Below are 19,055 nucleotides of genomic sequence, written 5' to 3' on the forward strand. Positions count from 1 at the left end.
ATGCAGCTGACAGTTTGGACATATGAGGGGCCTCCCCATGTCGGCGCGATGCGCGTCGCCACGGGTATGGAAGGCCTGCACTACGTGCTGCATGCGCCGCAGGGCGACACCTACGCCGATCTGCTGTTCACCATGATCGAGCGCCGCGACCGCCGTCCGCCGGTGACCTACACCACCTTTGCCGCGCGCGACCTCGGCGGCGACACCGCGGAGCTGTTCAAGACGGCGGTGCAGAACGCCTATGAGCGCTTCCAGCCGCAGGCGATGATCGTCGGCGCGTCCTGCACCGGCTCGTTGATCCAGGATGATCCGGGCGGGTTGGCGAAGGGGATGGGGCTGCCGGTCCCGGTGATCACCATCGATCTGCCGGCCTATCAGCGCAAAGAGAACTGGGGCGCTGCCGAGACCTTCTATCAGCTGGTGCGCGCTCTGGCCGGCCCGTCGGCGCCGCCGCCCGGCAGCAAGCGTGCCGAGCGCGCGCCCGGCGTGCGGCCGAGGTGCAACATTCTCGGACCGACCGCGCTCGGCTTCCGGCATCGCGATGACGTCATCGAAATCACCGCGCTGCTTGGCAAGCTCGGCATCGACGTCAACGTCACCGCGCCGATGGGCGCGACGCCGGCCGATCTGACCCGGCTCGGCGACGCCGATTTCAACGTCGTGCTGTATCCGGAAATCGCCTCGCAGGCGGCGTCCTGGCTGCATCGGATCTTCCATCAGCCGTTTACCAAGACGATTCCGATCGGCGTTTCCGCGACCCGCGAATTCATCACGGAAGTCGCCGCGCTGGCCGGCGTCGACGCGGCGCCGGTGCTGAAAGCCAATTCCAGCCGGCTGACCTGGTTCTCGCATTCGGTCGACTCCACCTACCTCACCGGCAAGCGGGTGTTCATCTTCGGCGACGCCACCCATGTCGTCGCCGCGGCGCGGATTGCGTCGGATGAAATCGGCTTCAAGGTGGTCGGCATCGGCACTTACAGCCGCGAATTCGGCCGCGAGATCCGCGAGGCCGCCAAGCTCTATGACGTCGAGCCGCTGGTCACCGACGATTACCTCGAGGTCGAGGCGCATATCGCCGAGCTGCAGGTCGAGCTGGTGCTCGGCACGCAGATGGAACGGCATATTTCCAAGCGCCTGGGGATTCCCTGCGCGGTGATTTCGGCGCCGGTGCATATCCAGGATTACCCCGCGCGCTACGCGCCGCAGATGGGTTTCGAAGGCGCCAATGTGATCTTCGATACCTGGGTGCATCCGTTGATGATGGGTCTGGAAGAGCATCTGCTGGCGATGTTCAAGGACGATTTCGAATTCAAGGACGGCGCGGTGCCGTCGCATCTCGGCGTCGGCCATGCGGCGCCCGCGGTGCAGTTGGCGCCGGCCGAGCCCGAGCCATCCGCCGTCGAGACCTCGACCACCGCGGCGTCAGAGACCACGGCGGTCTGGGCTGCCGATGCGGAAAAAGAACTCCGCAAGATCCCGTTCTTTGTTCGCGGAAAGGCCCGCCGTAATACCGAGCGATTCGCCAACGAAAATGGCGTCGCCACCATAACCGTCGAGACATTGTACGATGCCAAAGCGCACTTCTCCCGCTGACGCTACGCCGTTACGTGTCGTCATCGTTACGATGGACAGTCATCTGTCCGGCGCAGCCGCCCGCGCGCGTAATCTGTTGCGGCGGGATTATCCCGGGATCGAGCTGACGGTGCATTCCGCCGACGAGTGGGGCACCGACGAGGGCGCGCTTGGCCGCTGCTACGCCGATATCGCCAGCGGCGACATCGTCATCGCCACCATGCTGTTCCTCGACGATCACGTCCGCGCGGTGATGCCGGCGCTGTTGGCCCGCCGCCTGGATTGCGATGCCATGATCTGCTGCATGTCGGCGGCCGAGGTGGTGAAGCTGACCCGGGTCGGCAAGTTCGATATGAGCGCCGAGGCACTCGGCGCGATCAGTTGGCTGAAGAAGCTGCGCGGCAAGAAGGAATCCGGTCCGGCCGGCAAGGGCGAGATGAAGATGCTGCGGCAGCTGCCGAAGCTGCTGCGCTTCATTCCCGGCACCGCGCAGGACATGCGCGCCTATTTCCTGACGCTGCAATATTGGCTGGCCGGGTCCGAGCAGAACATCGCCAATATGGTGCGCCTCTTGGTCGACCGCTATGCCAGCGGTCCGCGCAAGGGCCTGCGCGGCCTCGCAAAGGCCGAACCGCCGGTCGAATACGCCGATATCGGCGTCTATCACCCGCGGATGAAGGGAAGGATCGCCGAATCGGTCGACAAATTGCCGGCGAGCGTGCCCGATCAGCAGGGCACGGTCGGCGTGCTGCTGTTGCGCTCCTATTTGCTGGCCGGCAATTCCGGGCACTATGACGGCATGATCGAGGCGTTCGAGGCCAAGGGGCTGCGCGTCATCGCGGCGTTCGCCAGCGGTCTCGATCAGCGCCCGGCGATCGAAAAGTTCTTCATGAAAGACGGCCGCAGCGCCGTCGACGCGGTGGTGTCGCTGACCGGATTCTCGCTGGTCGGCGGCCCGGCCTACAACGACTCCAAGGCCGCGGAAGATATTTTGGCGACGCTTGACGTGCCTTATTTGTCGGCGCATCCGGTGGAATTCCAGACCCTCGAACAATGGGGCGCGTCCGACCGCGGCCTGATGCCGGTGGAGAGCACCATCATGGTGGCGATCCCCGAGCTCGACGGCTGCACCGGCCCGATGGTCTATGGCGGTCGCTCCGACGCCGGCGAGGTGCCGTGCGCGGGCTGCGATCGCGCCTGCAAATTCACCCGCTCGGAAAACGGCGGCGACATGTACACCTGCAGCGAACGCGCCGAAGTGCTGGCGGCGCGCACCGCCAAGCTGGTGGCGTTGCGGCGCAGCGAGCGCAAGGACCGCAAGGTCGCGGTGGTGCTGTTCAACTTCCCGCCGAATGCCGGCAACACCGGCACCGCCGCGTTCCTCGGCGTGTTCGAATCGCTGCATCGCACGCTGCAGGCGATGAAGCGCGAGGGCTACCAGGTCGAGGTGCCGGAGACCGTCGACGAATTGCGCGAGCGGATCATCACCGGCAACGCGCAGCGGTTCGGCGCCGACGCCAACGTGCACGCGCGGGTGATGGCCGGCGATCACGTCAAGAACGAGCGCTGGCTGCGCGAGATCGAAGGCCAGTGGGGTCCGGCACCGGGCAAGCAGCAGAGCGACGGCAGCTCGATCTTCGTGCTCGGCGAGCGCTTCGGCAACGTGTTCGTCGGCGTGCAGCCGGCGTTCGGCTACGAAGGCGACCCGATGCGCCTATTGTTCGAAAAGGGCTTTGCGCCCACACACGCGTTCTCGGCGTTCTATCGCTGGCTGAAGGAAGATTTCGGCGCCCACGCGGTGCTGCATTTCGGCACTCACGGCGCGCTGGAATTCATGCCCGGCAAGCAGACCGGCCTGTCCGGCGCCTGCTGGCCCGACCGCATGATCGGCGATCTGCCAAACGTCTATCTCTATGCCTCGAACAATCCGTCGGAAGGCGCGATCGCCAAGCGGCGCTCCGCGGCGACCTTGATCAGCTACCTGACCCCGCCGGTGGCGCATGCCGGCCTGTATCGCGGGCTGGTCGAACTGAAGTCGTCGATCGAGCGCTGGCGCGGCCTGTCGCCGGATGAGGAATTGGAGCGCGCCGATCTTGCGGTGCTGATCCAGGCGCAGGCCAGCGCGCTCGACCTTGCGGCCGCGGAGCCGGCCTGGGGCGATGCCGCCGTCGCCACCATCGCCAAATTGTCCGACGACGTGCTCGAGATGGAATACGCGCTGATCCCGCACGGCCTGCACGTGGTCGGCGAAGTGCCGTCGTTCGAACAGCGGGTGGAAATGCTGCAGGCGGTCGCCGATGCTTCGCACGGCGTTCGCCCCGAACAGGCGGTGCTCGAAGGGCTGGTGCGCGGCGAACGGCCTGAACACGTCGTGGTGGGCTCGGGTCCGGAAGCCGAAGCCAATATCGCGATCTACAAGGAACTGGCCGCCACCGACCGGCTGCTGGCCGAGGATCACGAGATCCCCAGCCTGATCCACGCGCTCGACGGCAAATTCATCCGTCCGGCGCCCGGCGGCGACCTGCTGCGGACGCCGGCGATCCTGCCGACCGGCCGCAACCTGCACGGCTTCGATCCGTTCCGGATTCCCTCGGCCTTCGCGGTGCAGGATGGTGCTGCGCAGGCGCAGCGGCTGATCGAAAAGCACATGGCGGGCGGCAACGGCCTGCCGGAATCGGTCGCCATCGTGTTGTGGGGCACCGACAACCTGAAGAATGAAGGCGCGCCGATCGGCCAGGCTTTGGCCTTGCTCGGCGCCAAGCCGAAATTCGACAGCTACGGCCGCCTCACCGGCGCCGAACTGATCCCGCTCGGCGAACTCGGCCGCCCGCGCATCGACGTCATCATCACCATGTCGGGCATCTTCCGCGACCTGTTGCCGCTGCAGATCAAGCTGTTGGCGGAGGCCTGCTTCCTCGCGGCGTCGGCCGACGAGCCCTCCGACTTCAACTTCGTGCGGAGGCATTCGCTGGCCTACATGGAACAGCACAAATGCGACATGGAGACCGCGTCGCTGCGGGTGTTCGGCAACGCCGACGGCGCTTACGGCTCCAACGTCAACCATCTGGTTGAGAACAGCCGCTGGGAAGACGAGGACGAACTCGCCGAGACCTACACCCGCCGCAAGAGCTTTGCTTACGGCATGAAGGGTCAGCCGGTGCAGCAGGCCGACCTCTTGAAGAGCGCGCTGGCCGACGTCGATCTGGCGTATCAGAATCTCGACTCGGTCGAGCTCGGCGTCACCACGGTCGATCACTATTTCGACACGCTGGGCGGCATCAGCCGCGCGGTGCGCCGCGCCAAGGGCGGCACCGCGGCGCCGGTCTATATCGGCGACCAGACCCGCGGCGCCGGCACGGTGCGCACCTTGTCGGAGCAGGTGGCGCTGGAAACGCGCACCCGCATGCTCAATCCGAAATGGTACGAAGGCATGCTGAAGCACGGCTATGAAGGCGTGCGGCAGATCGAGGAGCACGTCACCAACACCATGGGCTGGTCGGCGACCACCGGCGAAGTGGCGCCCTGGGTGTATCGCCAGCTCACCGAAACCTTCGTTCTCGACCCCGAAATGCGCGCGCGTCTTGCGGCCCTCAATCCGGTGGCGTCGGCGAAAGTCGCCAACCGCCTGATCGAGGCACACGAACGCAATTACTGGTCTCCCGACCCGGAAATGCTCGAAGTCCTGCGCAAGGCAGGCGAAGAGCTTGAGGATCGCCTCGAAGGCGTAGGAGTTGCCGCATGAACATTCTGACCGATCCTTCCAAGCTGAAGACCGCCGGTTGCGCCGACACCAACGCGTCGAAATGCAGCGAGGGCGACGGCGAGGGCAGCGTCCAGGTGCAGCTCGATCCCAACCTGAAGATCGGCACCGCCAAGGTGTTCTCGATCTACGGCAAGGGCGGCATCGGCAAGAGCACCACCTCGTCGAACCTGTCGGTGGCGTTTTCCAAGCTCGGCAAGCGGGTGCTGCAGATCGGCTGCGATCCGAAGCACGATTCCACCTTCACGCTGACCAAGCGGCTGGTGCCGACCGTGATCGACGTGCTGGAATCGGTGAACTTCCACTCCGAGGAGCTGCGTCCGGAAGACTTCGTGTTCGAAGGCTACAACGGCGTGATGTGCCTGGAGGCGGGCGGCCCGCCGGCCGGCACCGGCTGCGGCGGCTACGTGGTCGGCCAGACCGTGAAGCTGTTGAAGGAGCATCACCTGCTCGAAGATACCGACGTGGTGATCTTCGACGTGCTCGGCGACGTGGTGTGCGGCGGATTTGCCGCACCGTTGCAGCATTCCGAACGGGCGATGATCGTCGCCGCCAATGATTTCGATTCGATCTTCGCGGCCAACCGCATCGCCGCCGCGATCGCCGCGAAGTCGAAGAATTACGGCGTGCGGCTCGGCGGTATCATCGCCAACCGCTCCCGCGAGACCGATCAGATCGATAAATTCGGCGAACGCACCGGGATCCGGCGGATCGCGCATCTCCCCGATCTCGATGTCATTCGCAAGAGCCGTCTGAAAAAGATGACACTTTTTGAGATGGATCACACCGACGAAATTCTAGCCGTGCAACAAGAGTATCTTCGGCTTGCTACCGAAATGCTCGAGGGCAAGGAGCCGCCGATTGACGGCAAGCCGCTTAAGGACCGCGATATCTTTGACCTGCTGGGATTTGATTGATGCCCGTGGCCAATTATCTCGAACGGCGTGGAGAACTGAAGACCTATTTCGACCGCACCGCGGCCGATAATTGGGCTCGTCTCACCTCCGATGCGCCGGTGAGCGGCATCCGCGCCACGGTGCGGGCGGGCCGCGACGAGATGCGCAACACCTTGCTATCATGGCTTCCCGCGGACATGACCGGGATGCGCCTGCTCGATGCCGGCTGCGGCACCGGCGCGCTGTCGATCGAAGTGGCGCGGCGCGGCGCCCATGTCGTCGCCATCGATCTGTCGCCAACCCTGGTCGATGTGGCGCGCGAACGGATTCCCGCCGATATCGATCCCGCCGCGATCGATTTCCGTTCCGGCGACATGCTCGACCCGAAGGCCGGCGAATTCGATTTCGTGGTGGCGATGGATTCGCTGATCCACTACCTGCCGCACGACATCTGCAAGATCATGGCCGGGCTCGCCGCGCGCACCAGCCAGGGGCTGCTGGTGACGTTTGCGCCGAAGACCCCGGCGCTGGCGCTGATGCATTTCGTCGGCGGCTTCTTCCCGCGCGGCGATCGGGCGCCGGCGATCGAGCCGGTCGCCGAGCAGAAACTCCGCAAGCTGCTGACGGCGGATCAGGCGCTGCAGCAATGGCAGATCGGCCGCACCCATCGCGTCGCCCGCGGCTTCTACACCTCGCAGGCTTTGGAGATGATTCGTCGATGAGCCAGATGGCGGCGACATTGGTGAAGGGGTGGATGCGGCTCGGCAGCCGTTTTCTGCCGTTCGCCGACGCCGCCACCAAGGAATTGCCGCTCGGCCGCTTGTTGCGGCTGTCGCTGTTCCAGGTCTCGGTCGGCATCGCCATCGTGCTGCTGAACGGCACGCTGAACCGGGTGATGATCGTCGAACTCGGCGTCTCCACCTTGCTGGTGTCGCTGATGGTGTCGCTGCCGCTGGTGTTCGCGCCGTTCCGCGTGCTGATTGGCTTCAAGTCGGACAATCACCGTTCGGTGCTCGGCTGGCGTCGGGTGCCGTATATCTGGATGGGAACGCTGCTGCAGTTCGGCGGTCTCGCGATCATGCCGTTCGCGCTGTTGGTGCTGTCCGGCACCGGCGAGGCGCCGGCGGTGTACGGTCAGTTCGGCGCCGCCTTGGCGTTCCTGCTGGTCGGCGCCGGGTTGCACACCACCCAGACCGCCGGGCTGGCGCTGGCCACCGATATCGCGCCGGAGCATTCGCGGCCCCGCGTGGTGGCGTTCCTCTATGTCATGCTGCTGGTCGGGATGGTCGGCAGCGCCTTGGTGTTCAGCCAGCTGCTGAAGGACTTCAGCGAGATGCGGCTGATCCAGGTGATCCAGGGCGTCGCGGTGGTGCAGTTCGCGCTCAACGTGATCGCGCTGTGGAAGCAGGAGGTCCGCAACCCGAGCCTGACCTCGGCGAGCCGCGAGCGGCCCCAGTTCCAGGAATCCTGGGCCAAATTCCGCGAGGCCGGCGGCTCGACCCGAATGCTGGCCGCGGTCGGGCTCGGCACCGCGGCGTTCTCGATGCAGGACATTCTGCTGGAGCCTTACGGCGCCGAGGTGCTGCGGCTCACCGTCGGCCAGACCACGGCGCTGACGGCGTTCTTCGCGCTCGGCACGCTGGCCGGCTTCGGCCTTGCGGCGCGCAGGCTCGGCCGCAATGCGGATCCCTATCGCGTCGCCGGCTTTGGCGTCGTCGCCGGCATGTTCGCGTTCGCCGCGGTGATCATCGCCGGGCCGGCGCAGTCGGCGATGCTGCTGCGGTTCGGTACCGCGCTGATCGGATTCGGCGGCGGGCTGTTTGCGGCCGGCACGCTGACCGCGGCGATGGCGATCGCCAAGGACGGCGAGAGCGGATTGGCGCTCGGCACCTGGGGCGCCGTTCAGGCGACCGCGGCCGGCGGCGGAATTGCGGTGGCCGGCGGCATTCGCGATGCGGTGTCGTCCTTGGCCGCCAACGGAATGTTCGGCAACACTCTGACGAGTGCGTCGACAGGATACAGCGTCGTATATCAAATCGAAATTGCGCTGCTGTTCGCTACTCTGATTGCGATCGGTCCGCTCGTGCGTTCAGCACGAACGAATTTCTCGCAATCTTCATCAAAATTCGGCTTAGCCGAATTTCCAGGTTAACTAACTAGAGCGAGGTCGGTCCCATGCAAGCCGGTGCCTATTTGGACGTAGCACAAGTCACTCTCTACGTATTTTGGATCTTCTTTGCCGCGTTGATCTTCTATCTCCGCCGCGAAGACAAACGTGAGGGATATCCGCTGGTCTCCGACAGCGGCGGACGTCGTCCCGGTTACGGCATTCCGCATCCGCCGGAAGACAAAAAATATCTGCTGCGCGGCGGCAAGGTCGCCACCGTTCCCAACCACAAGAACGATCGTCCGAACCCGGCGGTCGCCTCCACCGCGCCGTGGCCCGGTGCGCCGTTCGTTCCGACCGGCAATCCGTTCCTCGACGGCGTCGGCCCCGGCTCCTATGCGGATCGCGAAGACGTTCCGGAGCTGACGCTGGACGACCTTCCCGTCATCGTTCCGCTGCGCGTCGCCAAGGGCATCACGCTCGATCCGCGTGACCCGGATCCGCGCGGCATGAAGGTGATCGGCGCCGACCGCGAGGTCGCCGGCACCGTGGTCGAAGCCTGGGTGGACCGCGCCGAAGCGCTGATCCGCTATCTGGAAGTCGAAGTGAAGGGCGCCCGGGGCACCAAGCGCATCTTGCTGCCGCTGCCGTTCGCTCTGGTCGATCGTCCGAAGGGCTATGTGTCGGTCGACGCCATCCTCGGCAGCCAGTTCGCCGACGCGCCGACCCTGGCCAAGCCGGACCAGGTCACCAAGCGCGAGGAAGACCGCATCGTCGGCTACTTCGGCGCCGGTACGCTGTACGCCACCCCGGACCGCCAGGAGCCGATCGTATGAACCAAGACCCCAGTCAGCGTCATGAACTTCCCTCTTCGTTAGCGGAGGGGGAGCGCGTGATCTGGCAAGGCAAGCCGTCGTTCAAAGGGCTTGCTGTGAGGTCTTTCCATATCAGGGAGGCCGGCATTTATGTCGGCCTCTTCCTGGCCTGGAAGCTCTGGTCGTATTGGGCCAATGGAATGGCGGCGAGCGACGCGGTGGGATCCGCCGTGGTGCTCCTCGTCCCCTGCCTGGGGGGCATCGCTCTGCTTGCCCTGCTGGCATGGCTATTCCGCCGTGCGACGACCTACACCATCACCAGTAAACGCGTCCTGGTTCAATTCGGCGTCGCGCTGCCGATGTCGATGAACATTCCCCTGAGCAAGATCGCCAACGTCGATCTGAAAACCCATCGCGATGGCACCGGCGACATCCCGCTGCAGCTCGCCGATACCAAACGGGTTTCCTATCTGCTGCTGTGGCCGCACATTCGCCCGTGGCGGACGCGCGCGCCGGAGCCGATGCTGAATTCGGTGCCGGAGGCCGCCCAAGTTGCGGCCAAGCTCGCCGAAGCGCTGGCCGGCCAGCCTGGTCCGTCAGTCAAATCTCTCGTTCAAGTTGCTAACAGCGGAACGTCGAAAGATCCGCTGGGAAATCCGACCGCCCCCGTGGCGGCCTGAACCGGAGACGCCCATGGACGACGCCGCTCACGATCTGAAAATTCCGAAGGGGGCGCTGGTCGCAGCCGGCGCACTCGTGGTGTTTGCGCTGTTTGCCGCGACGGCATCGCGCGTCACCGGGATCGGCCGGGTCCAGATGACGCCTCCGGCGATTGTGGAGAGCCTCGATCTGCAGTTCGAAGACGGCCAGGACGGCTCCGTCCTGGTCTACAACGCGGCCGATCACCAGCTGCTCGACTCGCTTCCGCCGGGCAGCAACGGCTTCGTCCGCGTGGTGATGCGCGGGTTGGCCCGCGAGCGGCATCTGGCCAATGTCGGCCGGCAGCCGCCGTTTCAGCTGGCCCGCCACGTCAACGGCCAGATCACTTTGACCGATACTTCCAACAACAAGCAGATCGATCTCAACGCGTTCGGCTCCAGCAATCTGGCCGCCTTCGCGCGCTTAATGAATAAAAAGGAAGGCTCGAAATGAGCCTGTTCGGGAAACGCACAAGCTTCGAGGTTCCCTGCACGGTGGAAATCGAGCAGACGTCGGAATCGCTGCATGCCCACGTCATTCTTGACGGCGACATCGAGATTCGGCCCGGTGACGAGGTCACCGTGCATGACGCGCCGACCGCCATCGGATTCGGCGAACGCATCGTCGTGCGACGCACGGCGACGGTGGTTCGCGCCGGCTTGTTCGAAGGTCTGCGCGCGCGACTCGAAGGCTACCTGGAATTGACCGAGTTATACGAAGTCAGTTTTTCAAACGGGAGGGTTTGATGATTCCAATGGAAGGCGGCACCCAAGGCGGTCTCCGACCCAGCTCCCGGCCGGCGATCAAAGGCAGCGAAGACAGCCTCAACATCGCGCGCGAAGACACCATCCTGACGCCGCGATTCTACACCACCGATTACAAGGCGATGGACCGCCTCGACGTCAGCCTGGTGCGTTCCGAGTGGAACGCGATGATCAAGGAGCTGCGCGCCGACTACAACAAATCGCACTTCAAGAAGCAGGACGAGTTCAACTACGATCTGGACCGGCTGCCGCCGGAACTGCGCAAGGAATTCAAGGACTTTCTGGTCTCCTCGCTGACCGCGGAATTCTCCGGCTGCGTTTTGTATTCGGAAATCAAGAAGCGCATCAAGAACAAGGAAATCCAGGAGCTGTTCGGCTATCTCAGCCGCGACGAGGCGCGCCACGCCGGCTTCATCAACGAGATCCTGAAAGATCACGGCATCGGCGTCGATCTCAGCTTCCTCACCAAGGTGAAGAAGTACACCTACTTCCGCCCGAAGTTCATCTTCTACGCCACCTATCTGTCGGAGAAGATCGGCTACGCCCGCTACATCACCATCTTCCGGCAGATGGAGCGGCATCCAGAACGCCAGTTCCATCCGATCTTCCGCTGGTTCGAAAGCTGGTGCAACGACGAGTTCCGCCACGGCGAAGCCTTCGCACTGTTGATGCGCGCCGATCCGTCGCTGCTGCGCGGCGTCAACAAGCTGTGGATCCGGTTCTTCGTGTTGGCGGTGTTCGCCACGATGTATGTGCGCGATCACATGCGCCCGGCGTTCCACGAGGCGCTCGGCATGGAGCCGTCGGACTACGACATGCAGGTGTTCCGTATCACCACCGAGATCTCCCGGCAGGTGTTCCCGGTGACGCTCAATCTCGACGATCCGCGGTTCATGGCGGGACTCGACCGGCTGTACCGGATTGCGACCAAGATCGAAGACAGCCGGGCGCAGCGCGGGCTGATCGGCAGGCTGAAGCGGCCGCTGTTGGCGGCAGCGGCGGCCTTGACTTTCGGCCGGATGTTCCTGCTGCCGGCCAAGCGGAACGAATTGCCTCGCGAAATCGGCCTGCGGCCGGCTTGGTGAGGGAGCGCGGACATGGCTCTGTACCTTGGTCCACCAGTTTTCGCGGCGTTTGTCTGGTGGTTCAGCACTGGGGCCGTGTTGCTGCTCGTCGGCAGCCTGGGAAATTCCCGGAGTTTGCGCGGGGTCTGCGCCGGCGGCCTCTTGACCATCGGCCTGTGCGGGCTCTCGGTGACCGCGACCGATACCAGCGTCGCTGCGGCCTATATGGCCTTCAGCTGCATCATCTGCCTGTGGGCGGCGCAGGAGATCGTGTTCTTGTCGGGCTGGCTGACCGGGCCGCGGCCTGAACCCTGTCCGGCCGGCGCCACCGGCCTGCATCGGTTCGGCCGCGCGCTGCAGGCCATCATCTATCACGAAGTGTCGTTGCTGACCTGCGGCGGTCTGGTGCTGGCGATCACCTGGAGCGCGCCGAACCAGGTCGGGCTGTGGACCTATGCCGCACTTCTGGTGCTGCGGCAGAGCGCCAAGATCAATCTGTTTCTCGGGGTTCCGGTCACCAATGCGGAGTTGATGCCGGATGCCGTGCAGTTCTTGCGAACCTATTTTGCGCGCAAGCCGGTGAGTGCGTTCTTCCCGATCTCCGTCACGCTGTCCACCGCCGTGCTGGTGATCATGATCCAGCGGATCGTCGAAGTGTCGACGACGCCCGCCGACGTCGTCGGCCTGACGCTGGTGTCCACGCTGTTCGCGCTCGGCGTTGTCGAGCATTGGTTTATGCTGCTGCCGCTGCCTGCGATGACGCTGTGGGGCTGGGGCATGCGGTCGAGTTTTCCGCCGGAGAACAACATCATGGAACCGAATCCCGTCAATAACACTGCCGTCCCGCCCGTTCATCGCGCCGCCGTGGAGGTCGCGGAGGTGCCGCAGGCCAGCCCCGAGAGCAGGACGGGCCAGCCGCAACTGGTGGTGGTTCCCAACGTCAGAAAAGAAGAGCTTCCGGCCAAGGCCAAGAGCGCCTGCGCCCGACAGCGCCTCGAGGATCAGTTCCGCCAGACCTTTCTGGAGCAACATCCCCGCGGCGAGCTGGCGACGGCGCGCATCGGGCTTGCCACGGAGCCAGCGGTAACGGTCAACGGGAGGACTTCATGAATTACGAAGCGTATTTCCGCCGGCAGCTCGACGGCCTGCACCGCGAGGGGCGGTATCGGGTGTTCGCCGACCTCGAACGCGAGGCCGGCAATTTTCCGCACGCCAAGCATCACGGCCATGACGGCGTCGGCGATGTGACGGTGTGGTGTTCGAACGACTACCTCGGCATGGGGCAGCACCCGGCGGTGCTGGCCGCGATGCACGAGGCGCTCGAGCAATGCGGCGCCGGCGCCGGCGGCACGCGCAACATCGCCGGCACCAACCACTACCACGTGCTGTTGGAGCGCGAGCTCGCCGACCTGCACCACAAGGAATCGGCGCTGCTGTTCACCTCCGGCTACGTCTCCAACATGGCCTCGCTGTCGACGCTGGCGTCGCGGATGCCGGGCTGCGTGATCCTTTCGGACGAGCTCAACCACGCCTCGATGATCGAGGGCATCCGGCACAGCCGCGCCGAAACCAAGATCTTCGCCCATAACGACGTCAAGGACCTCGAGCGCAAGCTCGCCGAGCTCGATCCGCAGGCGCCGAAACTGGTGGCCTTCGAGTCGGTGTATTCGATGGACGGCGACATCGCGCCGATCGCCGACATCTGCGACGTCGCCGACAAATATCACGCCATGACCTATCTCGACGAAGTCCACGGCGTCGGGCTTTATGGCCCGCGCGGCGGCGGCGTCTCCGACCGCGAGGGCCTCAGCGATCGGCTCACCGTGATCGAAGGCACGCTGGCGAAGGCGTTCGGCGTGGTCGGCGGCTACGTCGCCGGCTCCGCGACGATTTGCGATTTCATCCGCAGCTTCGCCTCCGGCTTCATCTTCACCACCTCGCTGCCGCCGTCGGTGGCGGCGGGCGCCTTGGCCAGCATCCGCCATCTCAAGGCGAGCTCGGCGGAGCGCGAGCGGCACCAGGACCGCGTGGCGCGGCTGCGCAAGCGGCTCGACCAGGCCGGCGTGGCGCATATCGCCAATCCCAGCCACATCGTCCCGGTGATGGTCGGCGACGCGGTGCGCTGCAAGCAGATCAGTGACACCCTGATCAGCCGTTACCGCATCTATGTGCAGCCGATCAATTATCCGACCGTGCCGCGCGGCACCGAGCGGCTGCGGATCACGCCGTCGCCGCATCACACCGACGCTGACATTGAGAATCTGGTGCAGGCGCTGACCGAAATCTGGGCCGAACTCGGGCTCGCCAAAGCCGCGTAAGTTTTTTCGCGCGGCGCTGCGGCGCCGCCCGTCGTCAAGCAAAAGCGTCCCCGACAGCCGCCGCTGTCGGGGACGCTTGTTTTTGCGTGCGGTCATATGCTCAGACGGGACCTTGCCGCGCGGCTTCAACCCCGCTTCGGCTTGGCTGAGGTTCGGGTCAGCCGCATCCGGCCCTGGGTGCGCGGCAGAAACTGCGCGCCCTTGGCGCTGAGGAACTCCTGCATCGCGCGCGCCGGAGGCAGCAGCACCTTGTCCTTGCGGCTGAGCACGAACCATTGCCGCACCACCGGCAGCCCGACCACGTCGAGGATCACCAGCCGGCGCTCGTCGAGTTCGGTGGCCACGGTGTGCGCCGATAGGAAGGCGATGCCGAGCCCGGCGATCACCGCCTGCTTGATGGTCTCGTTGCTGCTCATCTCCATGCCGATGGTGGGACGAATGCCGGCGGATTCGAACAATTGCTCCATCAGGCTGCGGGTGCCCGAGCCCGGCTCGCGGGTCAGGAAGGTCTCCTTGGCCAACTCGGCGAGTTCGATGCGATGCTTGCGCGCCAGCCGATGCGCGGTCGGCGCGATGATGACGTGCGGATGGTCGCCGATCAGATGCACGTCCATGTCGATGCCGATCGGCGGCCGGCCCATGATCGCGATGTCGAGCTCATAGCCCTTCAGCGCGTTGCCGATCTCCTGGCGGTTGCCGATCGACAGCTTGACGTCGATATGCGGGTGCAGCTTCTGAAACCCGGAGATCGCGAACGGCACGAAGTACTTCGCGGTGGAGACCGCGCCGATCGAGATCCGCCCGGCGGTCTTGCCGGCGATCATGTCGAGCGAGGTTTCGCAGGCGGCGATCGCCGCCTCGATGCGGTCGCACAACGCCAGCACCTCGACCCCGGCGTCGGTCAAACTCATGCCGTCGCTCTTGCGCTGGATCAGCGGCAGCCCGGCCAGCGCCTGCAGGTTGCGCAGCTGCAGCGTCACCGCCGGCTGGGTGAGGTGCAGCTTGTTGGCGGCGGCGGTGATGCTGCCGCTGCCGGCCAGCGCCGCCAGCGCCCGCAACTGCCGGATGGAAACCGTGCGGAACAGCTTTGCCATAAGATAAACTTTCACGAAGCCGAAGATAAAGAAATTTCCCTTATTTAGCGGAGCGCGTCAATCTCCTCCCAACCCATCCCGCCGGATTGCAACCGCCGTCGCGGCAGCCCACCGCGACGACGATCCCCGATCCGCAGGACCGCCAGAAACGCCACAGAGGAGAGCGCCATGAACGAGTCAGTCACGATACGTGGCAAGGACCGCTACAAGTCCGGGGTGATGGAATACAAGAAAATGGGCTATTGGGAGCCCGACTACGAGCCGAAGGACACCGACATCATCGCGCTGTTCCGGGTCACGCCGCAGGACGGCGTCGATCCGATCGAGGCGTCCGCGGCGGTCGCCGGCGAATCCTCCACCGCGACCTGGACAGTGGTGTGGACCGACCGGCTGACCGCGGCGGAAAAATATCGCGCCAAATGCTATCGCGTCGATCCGGTGCCGAATTCGCCCGGGCAGTATTTCGCCTACATCGCCTATGACCTCGATCTGTTCGAGAACGGCTCGATCGCCAATCTGTCGGCCTCGATCATCGGCAACGTGTTCGGCTTCAAGCCGCTGAAGGCGCTGCGGCTCGAAGACATGCGGCTGCCGGTTGCCTACGTGAAGACGTTTCAGGGCCCGGCCACCGGCATCGTGGTCGAGCGCGAGCGCATGGACAAGTTCGGCCGGCCGCTGCTCGGCGCCACCGTGAAGCCGAAGCTCGGGCTGTCCGGGCGCAATTACGGCCGCGTGGTGTACGAGGCGCTCAAAGGTGGTCTCGACTTCACCAAGGACGACGAGAACATCAATTCGCAGCCGTTCATGCATTGGCGCGAGCGCTTCCTGTATTGCATGGAAGCCGTCAACAAGGCGCAGGCGGCGTCCGGCGAGATCAAGGGCACCTATCTCAACGTCACCGCCGGCACCATGGAGGACATGTACGAGCGCGCCGAATTCGCCAAGCAGCTCGGCTCGGTGATCATCATGATCGACCTGGTGATCGGCTACACCGCGATCCAGTCGATGGCGAAATGGGCGCGCAAGAACGACATGATCCTGCACCTGCACCGCGCCGGCCACTCGACCTACACGCGGCAGCGCAACCACGGCGTCTCGTTCCGCATCATCGCCAAATGGATGCGGCTCGCGGGCGTCGATCACATCCACGCCGGCACCGTGGTCGGCAAGCTGGAAGGCGATCCGGCGACCACCCGCGGCTATTACGACATCTGCCGCGAGGACTTCAATCCGGCGCAGCTCGAACACGGCGTGTTCTTCGACCAGAACTGGGCGAGCCTGAACAAGCTGATGCCGGTGGCCTCGGGCGGCATCCATGCCGGCCAGATGCACCAGCTGCTCGATCATCTCGGCGAGGACGTGGTGCTGCAGTTCGGCGGCGGCACCATCGGCCATCCGATGGGCATTCAGGCGGGGGCCACCGCCAACCGCGTGGCGTTGGAAGCGATGATCCTCGCCCGCAACGAAGGCCGCGATTATCTGCACGAGGGCCCGGAGATTCTGGCCAAGGCGGCGCAGACTTGCACGCCGCTGAAGGCGGCGCTGGAGACCTGGAAGAACGTCACTTTCAACTACGAATCCACCGACATGCCCGACTACGCGCCCACCCCCAGCGTCTCGATGTAAGGAGCAGGACCATGCGAGTGACCCAGGGTTGTTTTTCGTTCCTGCCCGATCTCACCGATGAGCAGATCACCGCGCAGGTGCAATACGCGCTCGGCAAGGGCTGGGCGGTGAACATCGAATTCACCGACGATCCGCACCCCCGCAACACCTATTGGGAAATGTGGGGGCTGCCGATGTTCGACTTGCAGGACGCCGCCGGCGTGCTGATGGAATTGAACGAGTGCCGCAAGATCTATGGCGACCGTTACATCCGGCTGTCAGCGTTCGATTCCAGCCACGGCTGGGAATCGGTGCGGCTGTCGTTCATCGTCAACCGGCCGAAGGAAGAGCCGGGCTTCCGGCTCGAGCGCCAGGAATCCGACGGCCGCAACATGCGCTACACCACCAAGGCCTACGCAGTCGATCGTCCCGAGGGCCGACGCTACGGTGGATCATGAACGAGGCCGCGATCCCCGACACTACGGCCGCGGTGCAAACCGCGGTCGATCTCCGAAAGGAATTCAACGAGGTCGGCATCGGCGAGGTGCTCGATCAGCTCGATCGCGAATTGATCGGGCTGAAGCCGGTGAAGACGCGAATTCGCGAGATCGCCGCGCTGTTGTTGATCGAGCGGCTGCGCAAGCGGATGGGGTTGGCGACCGGCAATCCGACGCTGCACATGTCGTTCACCGGCAATCCCGGCACCGGCAAGACCACGGTGGCGCTGCGCATCGCGGCGATCCTGCACAAGCTCGGCTTCGTGCGCCGCGGCCATGTGGTGTCGGTGACGCGCGACGAATTGGTCGGGCAATATATCGGCCACACCGCGCCGAAGACCAAGGAGGTGCTGAAAAAGGCGATGGGCGGCGTGCTGTTCATCGACGAGGCGTATTATCTGTATCGCCCCGACAACGAGCGCGACTACGGTCAGGAAGCGATCGAGATCCTGCTGCAGGTGATGGAAAACCAGCGCGACGATCTTGTCGTGATTCTCGCCGGTTACGGCGACCGGATGGACAAATTCTTCGCCTCCAATCCCGGCTTTCGCTCGCGGATCGCGCATCACATCGATTTCCCGGATTATTCCGACGACGAACTGTTGTCGATCGCCGAACTGATGCTGACCGAGCAGAACTACAAGTTCTCTGCCGACGCTGAGGCGGCGTTCGTGCGCTACATCGCCCTGCGCAAAACCCAGCCGTTGTTCTCCAACGCCCGCTCGATCCGCAACGCGCTCGACCGGATCCGCCTGCGCCAGGCCAACCGGCTGGTCTCCGATCTCGATCGCGTGCTCACCGCCGACGACATCATGACGCTGGAGGCTTCCGACGTGCTGGCGAGCCGGGTGTTCGAGAAGGGCATGGGGGAGACGTAAGCTCAGCCCGCACCACATGCCGAGCCCCGCGCCATACGCTGTCATTCCGGGGCGCAAGGGCGGCAGCCCGAGCGAACCCGGAATCTGCAACGCACGCTTAACTCAAACACCCGGAGCAAGATTCCGGGTCCGCTTCCAGCTTCGCCACGCGCGCCCCGGAATGACCAATTCGGACTCACTGCAGAAATGCGGGTTTCGCGCGTCAGCCCCGCAGCGCCATCAGCACCTCGTCCGGTCGCTCGACCATCATCGAATGCCCGGCGCCGCGCAGCACTTCCACGCGCGCCTGCGGCAATGCCGCCGCCAGCGCCTTGCCGTACTTGAGCGGCGTCATCATGTCGCGTTCGCCGAGAATCAGCGTGACCGGAACGCTGACTTTGGCCGCCGCCTCGAGCGCGCCGTGATAATTGTTGCAGGCCGACAGATCGGCGAACAGCACGCCAGGCTTGTTGTTTTCTAATACGCGCAGCGCGCCGCCATGCATCCACAGCCCGGGCGCGAGATTGCCGCCGAGCTCGGCGGCATAGCCGAGCCCCCAGATCGTCATCATGGCGATGGCGTCGCGGCTGTCGGCTTCGGCGGCCTTCAACAGATCGGGTCCGACCGTCATCGCGCTGGTGGTGCTGATCAGCGCCAGCGCCGAGACCCGCGCCGGGTGCCGCGCCGCGGTGTCGAGCGCGATCAGCGAGCCCATCGAGTGGCCGATCAGTTCGGCGGTCGTCGCACCAGCGGCGGCGATCAGCGCCGCGGTCCAGTCCGCCATCTCGCCGATGCTGGTCAGCGCCGCGCCGGCCGAGCGGCCGTGGCCGGGCAGGTCGGGCGCCAGCACGCTGAAGCCGTGATGCGCGAACCAGCGGCTGTGCAGCGCCCACACCGAATGATCGAAGCCGGCGCCGTGCAGCAGCACCACCGCGGGCAACGCGGCATCGAACGGCGCGCCGCCGGTGGCCACGAAAGTGTCGATGCCGTTGACCTCAATCCGCATC

Annotated in this window: 17 protein-coding genes; 15 read left to right on the plus strand and 2 right to left on the minus strand. The window is 64.9% G+C overall.

Features of this window, described 5'->3' with window-relative positions:
• The 12 genes from bchB to hemA are packed head-to-tail and all read left to right on the plus strand — an operon-like array spanning window position 1 to window position 13,995.
• Window positions 1-1,593 carry a ferredoxin:protochlorophyllide reductase (ATP-dependent) subunit B gene (gene bchB / locus VGC77_RS03730; RefSeq protein ID WP_331170221.1) on the plus strand — a complete coding sequence of 531 codons (1,593 nt, stop codon included), beginning with the start codon at window positions 1-3 and terminating at the stop codon, window positions 1,591-1,593.
• Complete coding sequence (locus VGC77_RS03735) at window positions 1,568-5,314, plus strand: magnesium chelatase subunit H (protein ID WP_331170222.1); 3,747 nt, start codon at window positions 1,568-1,570, stop codon at window positions 5,312-5,314. The genes bchB and VGC77_RS03735 overlap by 26 nt, the downstream gene beginning before the upstream one ends.
• Window positions 5,311-6,249, plus strand: coding sequence for a ferredoxin:protochlorophyllide reductase (ATP-dependent) iron-sulfur ATP-binding protein (gene bchL / locus VGC77_RS03740; protein ID WP_331170223.1), 939 nt, complete (start codon window positions 5,311-5,313; stop codon window positions 6,247-6,249). Before VGC77_RS03735 ends, bchL begins: the two co-directional genes overlap by 4 nt.
• A complete protein-coding gene (bchM, locus tag VGC77_RS03745) occupies window positions 6,249-6,950 on the plus strand; it encodes a magnesium protoporphyrin IX methyltransferase (protein ID WP_331170224.1) in 702 nt (233 codons plus the stop codon). Before bchL ends, bchM begins: the two co-directional genes overlap by 1 nt.
• The gene (locus VGC77_RS03750) at window positions 6,947-8,380 is read left to right on the plus strand and encodes a BCD family MFS transporter (protein WP_331170225.1); all 1,434 of its coding nucleotides are present in this window, start codon (window positions 6,947-6,949) and stop codon (window positions 8,378-8,380) included. Before bchM ends, VGC77_RS03750 begins: the two co-directional genes overlap by 4 nt.
• A 23-nt stretch (window positions 8,381-8,403) precedes the next feature.
• On the plus strand, window positions 8,404-9,171 hold the full coding sequence (gene puhA / locus VGC77_RS03755; protein WP_331170226.1) for a photosynthetic reaction center subunit H: 768 nt from the start codon (window positions 8,404-8,406) through the stop codon (window positions 9,169-9,171).
• Window positions 9,168-9,830, plus strand: coding sequence for a photosynthetic complex putative assembly protein PuhB (gene puhB / locus VGC77_RS03760; protein ID WP_331170227.1), 663 nt, complete (start codon window positions 9,168-9,170; stop codon window positions 9,828-9,830). The genes puhA and puhB overlap by 4 nt, the downstream gene beginning before the upstream one ends.
• Before the next feature lie 13 nt (window positions 9,831-9,843).
• Window positions 9,844-10,302, plus strand: coding sequence for a photosynthetic complex assembly protein PuhC (gene puhC / locus VGC77_RS03765; RefSeq protein WP_331170228.1), 459 nt, complete (start codon window positions 9,844-9,846; stop codon window positions 10,300-10,302).
• On the plus strand, window positions 10,299-10,595 hold the full coding sequence (locus VGC77_RS03770) for a hypothetical protein (protein WP_331170229.1): 297 nt from the start codon (window positions 10,299-10,301) through the stop codon (window positions 10,593-10,595). The genes puhC and VGC77_RS03770 overlap by 4 nt, the downstream gene beginning before the upstream one ends.
• Window positions 10,595-11,698, plus strand: a complete 1,104-nt coding sequence (gene acsF / locus VGC77_RS03775; protein ID WP_331170230.1) for a magnesium-protoporphyrin IX monomethyl ester (oxidative) cyclase — start codon at window positions 10,595-10,597, stop codon at window positions 11,696-11,698. Before VGC77_RS03770 ends, acsF begins: the two co-directional genes overlap by 1 nt.
• A gap of 12 nt (window positions 11,699-11,710) precedes the next feature.
• Window positions 11,711-12,787 (plus strand): putative photosynthetic complex assembly protein PuhE, encoded by a 1,077-nt coding sequence (puhE, locus tag VGC77_RS03780; protein ID WP_331170231.1) that lies wholly within the window; start codon window positions 11,711-11,713, stop codon window positions 12,785-12,787.
• The gene (gene hemA, locus VGC77_RS03785) at window positions 12,784-13,995 is read left to right on the plus strand and encodes a 5-aminolevulinate synthase (RefSeq protein ID WP_331170232.1); all 1,212 of its coding nucleotides are present in this window, start codon (window positions 12,784-12,786) and stop codon (window positions 13,993-13,995) included. The genes puhE and hemA overlap by 4 nt, the downstream gene beginning before the upstream one ends.
• Window positions 13,996-14,120: 125 nt before the next feature.
• Here hemA and VGC77_RS03790 read toward each other — a convergent pair whose 3' ends face one another.
• Window positions 14,121-15,089, minus strand: a complete 969-nt coding sequence (locus VGC77_RS03790) for a LysR family transcriptional regulator (protein WP_331170233.1) — start codon at window positions 15,087-15,089, stop codon at window positions 14,121-14,123.
• A 168-nt stretch (window positions 15,090-15,257) separates the two neighbouring features.
• Between VGC77_RS03790 and VGC77_RS03795 the strand changes: the two genes are divergently transcribed.
• Genes VGC77_RS03795 through cbbX form a run of 3 tightly spaced genes read left to right on the plus strand, consistent with a single transcriptional unit; the run spans window position 15,258 to window position 18,069 of the window.
• Window positions 15,258-16,715, plus strand: coding sequence for a form I ribulose bisphosphate carboxylase large subunit (locus VGC77_RS03795; protein ID WP_331170234.1), 1,458 nt, complete (start codon window positions 15,258-15,260; stop codon window positions 16,713-16,715).
• A gap of 11 nt (window positions 16,716-16,726) precedes the next feature.
• On the plus strand, window positions 16,727-17,152 hold the full coding sequence (locus VGC77_RS03800; protein ID WP_331170235.1) for a ribulose bisphosphate carboxylase small subunit: 426 nt from the start codon (window positions 16,727-16,729) through the stop codon (window positions 17,150-17,152).
• Window positions 17,149-18,069, plus strand: coding sequence for a CbbX protein (gene cbbX / locus VGC77_RS03805; RefSeq protein WP_331170236.1), 921 nt, complete (start codon window positions 17,149-17,151; stop codon window positions 18,067-18,069). Before VGC77_RS03800 ends, cbbX begins: the two co-directional genes overlap by 4 nt.
• Before the next feature lie 202 nt (window positions 18,070-18,271).
• On the opposite strand, the gene VGC77_RS03810 is transcribed toward cbbX, so the two are convergent.
• A complete protein-coding gene (locus tag VGC77_RS03810) occupies window positions 18,272-19,054 on the minus strand; it encodes an alpha/beta hydrolase (protein WP_331170237.1) in 783 nt (260 codons plus the stop codon).
• Window position 19,055: the final 1 nt, after the last annotated feature.

This window comes from Rhodopseudomonas sp., from assembly GCF_036404135.1.
In the GTDB taxonomy this organism is placed as follows: domain Bacteria; phylum Pseudomonadota; class Alphaproteobacteria; order Rhizobiales; family Xanthobacteraceae; genus Rhodopseudomonas_A.